The organism is Arthrobacter sp. MW3 TE3886, from assembly GCF_041262145.1.
Lineage (GTDB): Bacteria > Actinomycetota > Actinomycetes > Actinomycetales > Micrococcaceae > Arthrobacter.
In genome coordinates this window covers 1,670,730-1,683,321 of sequence record NZ_JBGCAN010000001.1, presented here as the reverse complement: position 1 = coordinate 1,683,321, position 12,592 = coordinate 1,670,730, and the positions used below count along the sequence as shown (strand labels likewise).

12 protein-coding genes are annotated in these 12,592 nt (G+C 67.7%); 6 read left to right on the top strand and 6 right to left on the bottom strand.

Annotated elements, in window-relative coordinates; translation table 11 throughout:
- Positions 1-7: 7 nt before the first annotated feature.
- On the bottom strand, positions 8-1,615 hold the full coding sequence (locus ABH915_RS07620; RefSeq protein ID WP_370119548.1) for a carboxyl transferase domain-containing protein: 1,608 nt from the start codon (positions 1,613-1,615) through the stop codon (positions 8-10).
- Positions 1,616-1,773: 158 nt separating this feature from the next.
- Between ABH915_RS07620 and ABH915_RS07615 the strand changes: the two genes are divergently transcribed.
- Complete coding sequence (locus tag ABH915_RS07615; protein WP_370119545.1) at positions 1,774-2,442, top strand: TetR/AcrR family transcriptional regulator; 669 nt, start codon at positions 1,774-1,776, stop codon at positions 2,440-2,442.
- 236 nt (positions 2,443-2,678) lie between these two features.
- Here ABH915_RS07615 and ABH915_RS07610 read toward each other — a convergent pair whose 3' ends face one another.
- The 3 genes from ABH915_RS07610 to pdhA are packed head-to-tail and all read right to left on the bottom strand — an operon-like array spanning position 2,679 to position 6,282.
- Positions 2,679-4,097, bottom strand: coding sequence for a dihydrolipoamide acetyltransferase family protein (locus ABH915_RS07610; RefSeq protein WP_370119542.1), 1,419 nt, complete (start codon positions 4,095-4,097; stop codon positions 2,679-2,681).
- Entirely contained in the window at positions 4,094-5,104 is a 1,011-nt protein-coding gene (locus ABH915_RS07605; protein ID WP_370119539.1) for an alpha-ketoacid dehydrogenase subunit beta, read from the bottom strand. Before ABH915_RS07605 ends, ABH915_RS07610 begins: the two co-directional genes overlap by 4 nt.
- Positions 5,104-6,282: a pyruvate dehydrogenase (acetyl-transferring) E1 component subunit alpha gene (gene pdhA / locus ABH915_RS07600; RefSeq protein WP_370119536.1), complete on the bottom strand. Its 1,179-nt coding sequence runs from the start codon at positions 6,280-6,282 to the stop codon at positions 5,104-5,106. The genes ABH915_RS07605 and pdhA overlap by 1 nt, the downstream gene beginning before the upstream one ends.
- Positions 6,283-6,477: 195 nt before the next feature.
- Between pdhA and ABH915_RS07595 the strand changes: the two genes are divergently transcribed.
- Positions 6,478-6,951 carry an Lrp/AsnC family transcriptional regulator gene (locus ABH915_RS07595; RefSeq protein WP_026266622.1) on the top strand — a complete coding sequence of 158 codons (474 nt, stop codon included), beginning with the start codon at positions 6,478-6,480 and terminating at the stop codon, positions 6,949-6,951.
- A gap of 134 nt (positions 6,952-7,085) precedes the next feature.
- Positions 7,086-7,799, top strand: a complete 714-nt coding sequence (locus ABH915_RS07590; RefSeq protein ID WP_370119533.1) for a hypothetical protein — start codon at positions 7,086-7,088, stop codon at positions 7,797-7,799.
- Positions 7,800-7,887: 88 nt separating this feature from the next.
- Here ABH915_RS07590 and ABH915_RS07585 read toward each other — a convergent pair whose 3' ends face one another.
- Together ABH915_RS07585 and ABH915_RS07580 are read right to left on the bottom strand one after the other, a co-directional pair.
- Positions 7,888-9,504 (bottom strand): cation acetate symporter, encoded by a 1,617-nt coding sequence (locus tag ABH915_RS07585; RefSeq protein WP_026266623.1) that lies wholly within the window; start codon positions 9,502-9,504, stop codon positions 7,888-7,890.
- Positions 9,501-9,881: a DUF485 domain-containing protein gene (locus ABH915_RS07580; RefSeq protein ID WP_026538258.1), complete on the bottom strand. Its 381-nt coding sequence runs from the start codon at positions 9,879-9,881 to the stop codon at positions 9,501-9,503. Before ABH915_RS07580 ends, ABH915_RS07585 begins: the two co-directional genes overlap by 4 nt.
- A 260-nt stretch (positions 9,882-10,141) precedes the next feature.
- On the opposite strand from ABH915_RS07580, the gene ABH915_RS07575 reads away from it, so the two are divergent.
- From ABH915_RS07575 to ABH915_RS07565, 3 genes are read left to right on the top strand one after another with little or no spacing between them, the layout of a single operon-like run.
- Positions 10,142-11,359, top strand: a complete 1,218-nt coding sequence (locus tag ABH915_RS07575) for a sensor histidine kinase (protein WP_370119530.1) — start codon at positions 10,142-10,144, stop codon at positions 11,357-11,359.
- A 41-nt stretch (positions 11,360-11,400) separates the two neighbouring features.
- Positions 11,401-12,120 (top strand): LytR/AlgR family response regulator transcription factor, encoded by a 720-nt coding sequence (locus tag ABH915_RS07570; protein WP_370119527.1) that lies wholly within the window; start codon positions 11,401-11,403, stop codon positions 12,118-12,120.
- A complete protein-coding gene (locus ABH915_RS07565; protein WP_370119524.1) occupies positions 12,117-12,509 on the top strand; it encodes a hypothetical protein in 393 nt (130 codons plus the stop codon). The genes ABH915_RS07570 and ABH915_RS07565 overlap by 4 nt, the downstream gene beginning before the upstream one ends.
- Positions 12,510-12,592: the final 83 nt, after the last annotated feature.

Genomic DNA, 12,592 nt, shown 5'->3' with positions numbered 1-12,592 from the left:
TGCTGGCTCACATCCGGAACAGGCCGAAGGAGGTCTCCGGCAGTGGGGTGCGGGAGACGACGTCGAGCGCCAGTCCCAGCACGGTGCGGGTGTTCGCGGGGTCGATCACGCCGTCGTCCCAGAGCCGGGCGGTGGAGTAGTAGGGGCTTCCCTGGTCCTCGTACTGGGCCTTGATGGGGGCCTTGAACGCGTCCTCGTCCGCGGCGGACCATTCCTCGCCGCGGGCCTCGTACTGGTCCCGCTTCACGGTCGCGAGCACGCTGGAGGCCTGGTTGCCGCCCATCACGGAGATCCGCGACGCCGGCCACATCCACAGGAAGCGCGGCGAGTAGGCCCGTCCGCACATGGAATAGTTGCCGGCGCCGAAGGACCCGCCGATCACGACGGTGAGCTTGGGGACCCGGGCGGTGGCGACGGCCGTGACCATCTTGGCGCCGTTCTTGGCGATGCCGCCCTGCTCGTAGTCCTTGCCGACCATGAAGCCGGAGAGGTTCTGCAGGAAGATCAGCGGGATGCCGCGCTGGTCGCAGAGTTCGATGAAGTGCGCGCCCTTGAGGGAGGACTCGCTGAACAGCACGCCGTTGTTCGCCACGATGCCCACCGGGTGGCCGTGCAGCTTGGCGAAGCCCGTGACCAGGGTGGTGCCGTAGTTCTTCTTGAACTCATGGAACCGGCTGCCGTCGACCAGCCGTGCGATGACCTCGCGCACGTCGTACTGGGCGTTGACGTCCGTGGGAACGGCACCGTAGAGCTCGTCCGGGTCGGCAACGGGCTCGACGACGGTGTCCACGTCCCAGACTGGTGCGGAAGGCTTCGGCAGGGTGGAGACGATGTCGCGGACGATCTGGAGGGCGTGCTGATCGTTCTCGGCCAGGTGGTCGGTGACGCCGGAGATTTTCGAGTGCACGTCGCCGCCGCCGAGTTCCTCCGCCGTGACGATCTCGCCGATCGCGGCCTTCACCAGAGGCGGGCCGCCCAGGAAGATGGTGCCCTGGTTGCGGACAATCACCGTCTCGTCGCTCATCGCGGGGACGTACGCGCCGCCGGCGGTGCAGGAGCCCATCACGGAGGCGATCTGCGGGATCTTGGCCGCGGACATCCTGGCCTGGTTGAAGAAGATCCGGCCGAAGTGTTCCTTGTCCGGGAAGACCTCGTCCTGTTTGGGCAGGAATGCCCCGCCGGAGTCCACGAGGTAGATGCAGGGCAGCCGGTTCTCCAGGGCGATCTCCTGGGCCCGGAGATGCTTCTTCACCGTCATCGGATAGTAGGTGCCGCCCTTGACGGTGGCGTCGTTGGAAATGACGAGGACCTGGCGGCCGTGCACCAGGCCGATCCCGGCGATGACGCCGGCGCCCGGGGAGTCATCGTTGTACATGCCGTTGGCCGCGAGCGGCGCGATTTCCAGGAAGGGGCTGCCGTCGTCGAGCAGCTGGTCAATGCGCTCGCGCGGAAGAAGCTTGCCGCGCGCCACGTGGCGTTCCCGGGACTTTGCCGGCCCGCCCAGTGCGGCGGTGGCGAGCCGTTCCCTCAGCTCGCCGGCCAGCCCCAGTTGGGCCTCCCGGTTCGCGGCAAAGGCGGTGCTCGTCGCATCCACCCGGCTGGCGATTGTCTCCATTGACTGCTTCCGTTCCCTGACCTGCGCGGACCTACGCGCCGGACCGGCAGCTCAGCCGCCCGGCTATTTCGGTTAGTACCGCATAACTGAGATTTAGGTTAGTCTCTATTAACTGTGATGTCCAACACAGGGATCATTTGCAACGAGGGGATGCTCCGGTGACCGAGCCCAGCCAGACTGCCCAGCTTCCGTCAGCCCAGGCAGCCTCGACACACGCAGTCTCGACCCAGCGCAGCCAGGCCAAGGCCAACAGGCGGCAGGCCCTCCTGTCCGCCGCCGCCGCGCTCTTTGCCCTGGAGGGCTTCAACCGCGTTTCCCTGGAGGATCTCGGCGCCGCTGCCGGTGTCAGCGGGCCGGCCGTCTACCGTCATTTCGCCGGCAAGCAGGCCGTCCTGGGCGCCCTGCTGCTCAGTGTCAGCCAGGACCTGCTCGAGGGCGGCCGCAAGGTGGTGGCCGATTCCGACGGCGACTTGGCGGCGCTGGGCGGGCTGGTGGCCTTCCACGTCGATTTTGCCCTCAGCAATCCGGACGTCATCCGGGTCCAGGACCAGGACTTCAGCAACCTGGCCGGCGAGGACCAGACCGAGGTCCGCACGCTCCAGCGCAACTACGTTGAGCTCTGGGTGGACGTGTTGGCCGGACTACACGAGGGCACGGAGGCCGCCGAACTGCGGATGCGCGCGCACGCCACGTTCGGCCTGATCAACTCGACCCCGCATTCGGTGCGCAGCCACGGGCGCCGGATCGGCGTCCGACGCGCCAGGCCGCTGCTGGAAAGCATGGCGATGGCCGCGCTCCTGGCACCGGCGACGCTGCCGGAAGACTGACGCCCCGCCGGACTGCACCCCTTCCGGGGCCGCGGGACCCGCCCACCACGCTCCAGCCGGCGCTCCGGGGGGACTTTGGCGCGGACACGCCGTCAACTGGGCCGCCGCCGTCGAAAATTATCCTCAATGTGCCCCCGGACGGATGCAACCCCGCGCCCAACGTAGCCCGCACACAAAAAGCTGCCGGCTGCCCCTTCCTTTCGGACCGAGCAGCCGGCAGCTGTGTACAAGGGGGCCTAAACCATCGCGAGCACCATGCCCGGATCGGCCAGCATGGCGCCGAGGTCCTGGAGGAACCGCGAGCCCTGTTCGCCGTCGACCAGCCGGTGGTCGAAGGAGAGGCTGAGGGTCATGACCTGGCGCAGGGCGACCTCGTCCTGGTACTCCCACGGCATCTTCCGGACCGCGCCGAGGGCCAGGATGGCTGCCTCGCCCGGGTTCAGGATGGGCGTGCCGGCGTCGATGCCGAAGACGCCGATGTTCGTGATGGAGATCGTGCCGCCGGAGAGCGCCTCGGGGCTTGTCTTCCCGGCCCGGGCCGTGTCCGTCAGGTCCGTCAGGGCGGTGGAGAGATCCATGAGGGACATCCGGTCCGCGTCCTTGATGTTCGGAACCGTCAGCCCCCGCGGGGTCGCGGCCGCGATGCCCAGGTTCACGTAGTTGAACTGGACGATCTCCTGGTTGGTCTCGTCCCACCGGGCGTTGAGCGTCGGGTGGTTGCGCAGCGCAATCAGCACCGCCTTGGACACGAGCGTCAGCGGGGTGAGCTTGTACCCGGCGAACGCGCGGCTGGCTTTGAGCCGTGCCAGCAGCTCCATGGTGGGCGTGACGTCGACGGTCAGGAACTCGGTGACGTGCGGTGCGGTGAAGGCACTGGCCACCATGGCGGCGGCCGTGAACTTCCGCACTCCCTTGATCGGCGTGCGGGTCTCCCGCTCGCCCCGGGCCTGGACTAGTCCTGCGGCCTGCGCTGTCGCGCCGGCGGCTTCCTGGGCCCCAAGTCCCTGCATTGTCGCGGGCAGGTCCCCGCCGCCGACGAACTTCAGCACATCGTCGCGGGTGATGAGCCCGCGCTCCCCCGAACCGGTCACGGCCTCAAGGTCGACGCCGAGATCCTTGGCCAGCTTGCGCACCGGCGGCGTGGACCGCGGGCGCTCCCCCGGCGCGGAAGCGGCCGGCTTGGTTTCGACCGGCTCTGGTGCGCGGACGGGTGCGACCGGCTCTGGTGCGCGGACGGGTGCGACCGGCTCGGCCGCGGCTGGAGAAGCCGCCGGGGCAGCGAACGTGCGGGCCCGGCGGGTGGGCCGGCCGGAGGCTTCGAGGACGGCGCCGTAGCCCACGAGGTTCGGCTCACGTTTGCCGCCGGCCTCAGCACCGCCGCCTGAGCCGTCGGCGCCGTCGTCACCCTCAATTTCGAAGGAGACGATCGGCTTCCCGACCTCCACGACGGTGCCGGGCTGTTCGTGCAGGGCCGCGACAACGCCGGCGAAAGGCGAGGGCAGCTCGACGACGGCCTTGGCCGTCTCCACCTCGGCGATGATCTGGTTGAGGGTGACGGTGTCCCCTACCGCGACCTTCCAGGCCACGATTTCCGATTCCGTCAGTCCTTCGCCGAGGTCCGGGAGCCTGAATTCCTTGATCATGGTGGCGCTCATCCTTCCAGCCCGCTGAGGGAGTTGGGGCGGCCGAGGGCACGGTCGACGCCGTCGAGAATCCTGTCAAGGCCCGGCAGGTGGTGCATTTCCAGCTTGGAGTAGGGGTAGGGAACGTCGAAGCCGGTCACGCGGACGGGAGCGGCCTCGAGGTGGTAGAAGCAGCGCTCGGTGATGCTCGCGGCGACTTCGGCGCCGAGGCCGCCGGACTGGCTGGCCTCGTGGGTGATGACCAGCCGGCCGGTCTTGCGGACCGAGGCCTCAAGGGTGGCGAAGTCCAGTGGTGCCAGTGAGCGGAGGTCGATGACCTCGACCGAGATGCCTTCGTCGGCGGCCGCCAGGGCGGCGTCGCGGGCGGTCTTGACCAGCGGGCCGTAGGCCACGAGTGTGACGTCCGTCCCTTCCGTGACCACGCGGGCCTTTTCCATGGACAGGGCAGTGTTCAGGTCGACAGTCTCGTCCACCTCGCCCTTGTCGTGGTAGCGCCGCTTGGGCTCGAAGTACAGGACGGGATCATCGGAGGCGATGGCCTGCTGGATCATGGTGTAGGCGTCCTGGGGGTTGGACACGCTGATCACGCGCAGCCCCGAGGTGTGGGTGAAGTAGGCCTCGGGCGATTCCGAGTGGTGCTCCGGCGAGCCGATGCCGCCGCCGAACGGCACGCGGATGGTGATGGGCATCTTGACCGCGCCCTGGGTGCGGTAGTGCATCTTGGCGACCTGGCTGACGATCTGGTCGAACGCCGGGTAGATGAACCCGTCGAACTGGATCTCCACCACCGGACGGTAGCCGCGGTATGCCAGGCCGACGGCGGTGCCCATGATGCCGGACTCGGCGAGCGGGGTGTCCACGACGCGGTGCTTCCCAAAGTCTTTCTGCAGCCCGTCCGTAACACGGAAGACACCGCCAAGGGCGCCGATGTCCTCCCCCATCAGGACCACCTTGGGATCGTTTTCGAGGGACTTGCGCAGGCCCGAATTGATGGCTCGGGCAAAGGTCATCTGCGTCATCAGCGTGCACCTTCTTCAGAAGCGGCTTCTGCGGGATCGCCGAAGGAAGCCAGGTAACGGGAGTAGTGCTCCTGCTGGCGGTCCAGCCAGGAGTGAGGCGTGCTGTACACGTGCTTGAAGATATCCAGCGGCTGCGGCTCGGGCATGTTGATGGTGCCGGCCCGGAGTTCCTTGGCCACGGCGTCGGCCTGCGCGGCAACGGCGGCCTCGAAGTCCGCGGTCAGCAGCCCCTTGCGCTCCAGCAGCGATTTCATCCGGCTGATCGGGTCCTTGGCGGCCCAGTCCTCGAGCTCGTTGGCATCCCGGTAGCGGGTGGGGTCATCCGCCGTCGTGTGCGGGCCCATCCGGTAGGTTACGGCCTCGATGAAGGTGGGGCCGCCGCCGCGCCGGGCGCGGTCCAGGGCGATGCGGGTGGCTGCCATGACGGCGAGGACATCGTTTCCATCGACCCGCATGCTGGGGATGCCGAAGCCGGATGCCCTGTCCGCAAGCTGGATGTGGGACTGCAGCCGGACGGGCTCGGAGATGGCCCAGTGGTTGTTCTGGCAGATGAAGACGACCGGCGCCTGGAAGCTCGCGGCGAAGACCATGGCCTCGTTGACGTCGCCTTCGCTGGTGGCGCCGTCGCCGAAGTACGCCACGGCGACGCAATCGGCGCCGTCGTTCTGGATGCCCATGGCGTAGCCCGTGGCGTGCAGGCTCTGCGCACCGATGATGATCTGCTGGGTGGCAACGTTGACGGTGAACGGGTCCCAGCCGGCGGAGGCGTTGCCACGCCACGCGCGGACGAGGTCCTCGGGCTTCACTCCCCTGCAGTAGGCGACGCCGTTGTCGCGGTAGCTCGGGAAGACAAAGTCGTCCTCGCGCAGGGCGCGGGCCGAGCCGATCTGGGATGCTTCCTGGCCGAGCAGCGGCGGCCACAGTGCCAGTTCACCCTGCCGCTGGAGGGCGGTGGCTTCGGCATCGATCCGGCGGATGACCACCATGTCCTCATAGAGCGCGCAAAGCTGCTCATCGCTGACGTCCTGGAGCCAGGGATCGAACTCGGGATGGCTGATGCGCTCGCCCGCCGGGGTGATGAGCTGGACGAGGTCGCCGCCCGTCCGCCTCATAGAATTTTCACTGTTTCCGGGGCCCCCGGCGGCAGTGCCGCCCTTGCCCGCGTCGTCGGTAAACACTGTTGTCCGCACCTTCTGACGTCGTCTGACCGGAACGCGCAGGACTCGTGATCCCGCGGCGCGCCAGCCGCCCGGGCGCCGTTGCCCCGGATAATTGTGACCCTACTCACAATGCTCATCGGGTACAACCACCCGCAAAAAAATTGAGCATTATGCACTGTTTGGCCTCCGCCAACCGTGCTAATCTTGCGCATTATGCAAACCTTGGATGGCACTGACACCCGCCTGCTTTCGGCCATGGCGCGGGACCCCCGGCGGACCGTGGTTGCCCTCGCCCAGAAGCTCGGGCTCTCGCGCAATACGGTGCAGGCCAGGATGGCCCAGCTGGAGAAGAAGCACGTGTTCCTCTCCTTCGAGCGGCGGATCAATCCGGTGTCCCTGGGGTACCCGCTGATGGCTTTCATCTCCGTCCACGTCCAGCAACAGAAGCTCGGCCCCCTCGCCGTCGAGCTCGCCGGGATTCCGGAAATCCTGGAGGGCTACGGCCTCACGGGCTCGGCCGATCTGCTCCTGCGGGTGGTGGCGCTCGACGCCGAGGACCTGTTCCGGATCAACGGCAAGATCCTGGCCTGCGACGGCGTGGACCGGACCGATACGGCACTGGCGATGGGTGAGCTGATCCCGTTCCGGATCCAGCCCCTGCTGGAGCGCGGATCCGCCGATAACTGATCCCCTTTTCATCTGTGCCGTGGGCGGCCGCGGCGCTAGGCTGTGTCCGTTGGGTCCCCCTGAGTCCTTGGTCCGCGCACGCGGCCCAGTGCAACAGGCAGTGGCTTGTCTGGACTGCCGGAAAGGCTTGAACCGTGAGCAGTCCCGAGGAACCACGCCGCCCGGTACCGCCGCAGCCCGGGCATGAGCCTGCAGCCGGCCACCCGGCGCCCGGCCAGCCGCCCGTTCCGTACTACGCGCCCCCGCCCGGGCCACCCGCCGACGCCGCGGCACCCAACTACCCGCCACCCAACAACCCGCCACCCGCCAACGGCGCGGCGCCCAACTACCCGCCACCCGGGAACGGCGCGCCTCCGTACTACGGAGGCCCGGGCCAGCCGCCGCCCTACTACGGCGGAGCCGCCCAGCCGCCGCCGAAAAGGAGCCGCAAGGCCCTGTGGATCGTCCTCGGGATCGTCGGCGGTGTGCTCCTGCTGGTGAGTGCCGGCGTCGTCGTCCTCCTCAACGTGGTGGGCGGAGCCACCAACCAGGCCCGGGGCATCGCGGACGATTTCACCAAGCTGCTCATCGCCGGCGAGGTCAGCACCGCCTACGAGAAGTACCTGGATCCGGCCCTCATGCGGAAGATTTCCCCGGAGGAGTTCGCCGCGGGGGTGCAGAGCCTGGAGCTTGACGGCAGCTGTAAACCAAACTTTTCAAGCCTCAACGTCAGCTCCAACAACGGCGCCAACGCCGCCGACGTCGCCGGAACGATCGACTGTGACACGAAGAGTGTGGAGCTGGCCTACCGCTTCGAGGGCCACGACGAGCTGAAGATGGTGAACATTCGGCTGAGGCCACAGCGCTGATCCAGGAAAACACTTTCGTAGGAGGCGCCCTTCCACGGGAGGGGCTCCCGTGCTGCTGCACGGGAGCCCCTCTGGTGGTGCGGCCTTCCTAGTGGTTGGTAGCCTTTTCGGCGCCCACCCCGGTCAGGGAACGAACCTCCATTTCGGCCTGCTTCGTGGCGTCTTCCTTCCGCTTGTCCAACACGGTGCCCAGCCAGCCCAGGAAGAACGCGAGCGGGATGGAGACGATGCCGGGGTTGCTCAGCGGGAAGATGGCGAAGTTGGCGCCGGGAATCATCGACGTCTTGGCCCCGGAAACCACCGGGGAGAGCGCAATCAAGATGATGGCCGCGGACAATCCGCCGTACATGCTCCACAGGGCTCCCTGGGTGGTGAACCGGCGCCAGAACAATGAGTAGAGGATGGTCGGAAGGTTGGCGGAGGCAGCCACGGCGAAGGCGAGCGCCACGAGGAACGCGACATTCTGTCCGTTGGCGAAGATGCCGCCGGCGATGGCCAGCAGGCCGATCACCACCACGGTGCGGCGGGCAACCTTGACCTCGGTGGCGGCGTCGGCCTTCCCCTTGGCGATGACGCTGGCGTAGATGTCGTGTGCGAAGGATGCTGCCGCGGTGATGGTGAGGCCGGCGACGACGGCCAGGATGGTCGCGAAGGCCACCGCCGAGATGAAGCCCAGGAGCAGCGGACCGCCGAGGTGGAAGGCGAGCAGCGGCGCGGCCGAGTTGACGCCGCCGGGGGCTGCCTTGATGGTGTCGGCGCCCACCAGCGCAGCTGCGCCGTAGCCCAGGACCAGGGTGAACAGGTAGAAGATGCCGATGAGCCAAATGGACCACACCACCGACTTGCGGGCTTCCTTTGCGGTCGGAACCGTGTAGAAGCGCATGAGCACGTGCGGCAGGGCTGCGGTGCCGAGCACCAGGGCCAGGCCGAGGGACAGGAAGTCGACCTTGGAGGTCTCGGTCTTGCCGTACTGCAGTCCCGGGTTGAGCAGGTTCGGGTTGCCCGAGGTTTCCACCGCGCCGCCCAGCAGGTCCGAGAGGTTGAAGCCGTAGATCGCGAGGACCCAGAAGGTCATGACGGCAGCTCCGGCGATCAGGAGCATGGCCTTGATGATCTGCACCCAGGTGGTGCCCTTCATGCCGCCGATCAGGACGTACATGATCATCAGGGCGCCGACGACGATGATCACCAGGGCTTGTCCGCCCCAGTCGCTGATGCCCAGGAGCAGTGAGATGAGGCTTCCGGCACCGGCCATCTGGGCCAGCAGGTAGAAGAAGCAGACGGCCAGCGTGGAGATGGCGGCCGCGATGCGCACGGGGCGCTGCTTGAGTCGGAAGGAGAGGACATCGGCCATGGTGAACTTGCCGGTGTTGCGGAGCAGTTCGGCGACGAGCAGCAGGGCGACGAGCCAGGCGACGAGGAAGCCGATGGAGTACATGAAGCCGTCGTAGCCGTTGATGGCGATGGCTCCGGTGATGCCGAGGAAGGACGCTGCGGAGAGGTAGTCGCCGGCGATGGCGGTGCCGTTCTGCGGACCCGTGAAGGACCGTCCGGCTGCGTAGTAGTCGGCCGCCGTCTTGTTGTTGCGGCTGGCCCTGATCACGATGACCATGGTGATCGCGACGAAGAGGGCGAAGATGCCCATGTTCAGCAGGGTGGTGTCCTTGAGATCCGCAACGTTTACTGCGGGAACCATGAGTGTCATTTTGCTGTCCCCCCAACCGGGTTGCCGTGCTTGTCGAATTCGTGCCCCTCGATTTCCTGGCGGATCTCGGAGGCAATGGGGTCCAGCTTGCGGTTCGAATAGCTGACGTACCAGCCGGTGATCGCGAACGTGGAGACAAACTGCAGCAGGCCCAGGATCAGGCCAACGTTGATGTTGCCCCAGACCTTGATCGACATGAATCCCACCGCGTAGTCGGCCAGCAGGACATAGGCGAAGTACCAGAGCAGAAAGGCAATGGACAGTGGGAAGACAAAGCTGCGGTGACGTGTGCGCAGTTCCTGGAACTGCTCCGTCGACTGGACTTCCTTGAAGTCCACGGCCGCCGCAGCGTCCGTTTCTTGGGCGTCGTGACCCATCGGTTCCTCCTCATTGAGACTGGTGAGCCCACACCGGTTGCCGTGGTCTGCGCGGGACCCGCCCTACAACCCAATCTGCCGATGTGACTGCCATCACTGTGCACCGTGGCGTGGGTTGCCTACTACGGCCGGGGCGGGGTGCGTCGCTCAGCGGTCCCGGCGTTGCGCCAAACGGCGACCGATACACCGGTTTCGCGGCCATCGGGGTCCGGGCACGTGCCAGAGCCGTCAGCCCCGGCACCGGCGGTAGGCTGGGCACCATGCCGGACTCTCCCCTGTTCACCGCCGCCGCTGTCGCGGTGATCGCCATGGCGATCGCGGTGGTCGTCGCCGTCGGGCTCCAGGTCCTCCGCTCCTTCCGCGACCTCGGCACCGATGCGGAGCGCGCCACGTACAAGACGCTCCACGCCGCCTCCCGGGCCGGCCAGTACCTGCGGACCGGCCTGAACCCTGCCGGTGCGGCCAAGGCCAGCCGGCAGCTGCGCAGCATCTTGGGCTGCGATGCCCTCGCCATCACCGACACAACCGGCGTGCTCGCGTGGGACGGCGCCGCCGAGGAGCTCAAGCCTGCCCTGATGGGGCTCGCGTCAAAAGTGTTCGACGGCGGCCACCTCGCCGTCATTCCGGCGGGCGAACTCGAGCTCCTGGCCGCTGGCGACGGCGGCGTGATGCTGGCGCCGGAGGTGGAGCGCGCCGTCGTGATCGCCCCGATCAAAACCGGCACGCGTGTGGTGGGTGTGGTGGCCGCCTTCGCGCCGGCCGCCGGGGCGGGACTGGTCCGTGCCACCGGCGAGGTGGCTGACTGGGTGGCCACGCAGGTGGAACTGGCCGAGCTCGACGCTTCCCGCACGCTCCTGATGGAAGCCGAGGTCCGCGCCCTCCGCGCCCAGATCAGTCCGCACTTCATCTACAACTCGCTCAACGCGATCGCATCCTTCATCAACACGGATCCGGTCCGGGCGCGGGAACTCGTGGTGGAGTTCGCCGATTTCACCCGCTACTCCTTCCGCCGCCACGGCGACTTCACCACCCTGGCCGAGGAACTGCGCTGCATCGACCGCTACCTGCTCCTGGAGCGCGCCCGGTTCGGGGACCGCGTCCAGGTCAGCCTGCGGATCGCTCCCGAGGTGCTCAGCACCGTGATCCCCTTCCTGAGCCTGCAGCCGCTCGTGGAAAACGCGGTCCGGCACGGGCTGGAGGCCAAGGAGGGCCCGGGCCACATCTCCATCACGGCGAACGACTCCGGCGCCTTCGCGGAAGTGACGATCGAGGACGACGGCGTGGGCATGGACCCGGACCAGCTGCGCTCTGTCCTTGCCGGGCACAGCGACGGCGACCACGTTGGGCTGCGCAACGTCGACGCCCGCCTGCGCCAGGTGTACGGCGACGACAACGGCCTCGTGATCGAGACCGCGCTCGGCGAAGGCACCCTGATCACGATGCGCGTCCCCAAGTCCCAGCCCCGGCACGACGCCTGATTCCGGTCGGGCAAGAATGCCCGCGGCAGTACGCTAGAGCCATGATTAACGTCCTCGTCGCCGACGACGAGCTCCCCGCCGTTGAGGAACTGGCCTTCCTGCTCGGCCGGGATGACCGGATCGGCGCCATCCACCGGGCCTCCTCGGGCGCCGAGGCCTTGCGTGCCCTCGAAGCCGAAGACGTCGACGCCGTGTTCCTCGACATCCACATGCCGGCGCTGTCCGGGCTGGACATTGCCCGGGTCATCGCCCGCAGCGCCCGCCCGCCCGCCGTCGTTTTCGTCACCGCGGACGAGGACTGCGCGCTGGAGGCCTTCGAGCTCGCGGCCGTGGACTACCTGCTCAAGCCCGTGCGGGCCGAAAGGCTGGCCAAGTCGATCGGACGCATCAGCGAACTGCTCAAGGACGGTGCTCCTGCACCCGAAATGATCACCGTGGACCTGGGCGGGACCACCAAGATGATCCGTCGCGAAGACGTGACCTACGTCCAGGCGCAGGGTGATTACGCCCGGCTGCACACCGCCGATGCCAGCTACCTCATCAGGGTTCCGCTGGCGGACCTCGAACAGCAGTGGGCCGACGCCGGATTCCTCCGCATCCACCGCTCCTACCTGATCGCGCTGAGTCACGTCAGCCACTTGAAGCTCGCCGCAGCGCGGCCCAGCGTCACAGTGGCCGGAGCCGAATTGCCTATCAGCCGCCGGCACCTGCCTGCTGTCCGGGAAAAGCTTGGCGCAACCCGTATCCGGCCGCAGGCATGACAAGGGTCCGGGTCACGGCGCCGCGCAGCGTCACACCAAACAGCGTGACGCCAAACGGCACCGCCCTGAACGGCGGGCGCTCCGCGGCAGCCTCCCTCGACGCGGAGGAGGAGACCGACGCCGGGCAGCTGTTCGTCCGTTCACTCATCCGGTCCCAGCTCCGGCTGGGCCTGGTGGTGGCCCTGGGATTCCTGCTGATCATGCTCGCCTTCCCGCTGATGCTGGGGCTGGTCCCGGGCCTGGCGGACTCCACGATTGCCGGCCTTCCCTTCGACTGGGTCCTGCTGGGGGCCGGGATCTATCCCGTGATCGGCCTCAGTGCCTGGCTGTACGTGCGGACCGCGGCCAGGAACGAGGCCCGCTACCGGGACCTCGCCGGCGACAAATGACCGAACAGGTGAGGGCCCACGTGAACGGCCCGGCGGGCGGCCACGTGAACGGCCCGGCGGGCGGCCACGTACGGGATCCGGCG

Coding starts and splice junctions, on each gene's coding strand:
- ABH915_RS07605 (WP_370119539.1), bottom strand. CDS start 5,104: ATGACGCAGATGACCTTTGCCCGAGCCATCAATTCGGGCCTGCGCAAG.
- ABH915_RS07565 (WP_370119524.1), top strand. CDS start 12,117: ATGACAAGGGTCCGGGTCACGGCGCCGCGCAGCGTCACACCAAACAGC.
- ABH915_RS07585 (WP_026266623.1), bottom strand. CDS start 9,504: ATGACACTCATGGTTCCCGCAGTAAACGTTGCGGATCTCAAGGACACC.
- ABH915_RS07575 (WP_370119530.1), top strand. CDS start 10,142: ATGCCGGACTCTCCCCTGTTCACCGCCGCCGCTGTCGCGGTGATCGCC.
- ABH915_RS07620 (WP_370119548.1), bottom strand. CDS start 1,615: ATGGAGACAATCGCCAGCCGGGTGGATGCGACGAGCACCGCCTTTGCC.
- ABH915_RS07595 (WP_026266622.1), top strand. CDS start 6,478: ATGCAAACCTTGGATGGCACTGACACCCGCCTGCTTTCGGCCATGGCG.
- ABH915_RS07580 (WP_026538258.1), bottom strand. CDS start 9,881: ATGGGTCACGACGCCCAAGAAACGGACGCTGCGGCGGCCGTGGACTTC.
- ABH915_RS07570 (WP_370119527.1), top strand. CDS start 11,401: ATGATTAACGTCCTCGTCGCCGACGACGAGCTCCCCGCCGTTGAGGAA.
- ABH915_RS07610 (WP_370119542.1), bottom strand. CDS start 4,097: ATGAGCGCCACCATGATCAAGGAATTCAGGCTCCCGGACCTCGGCGAA.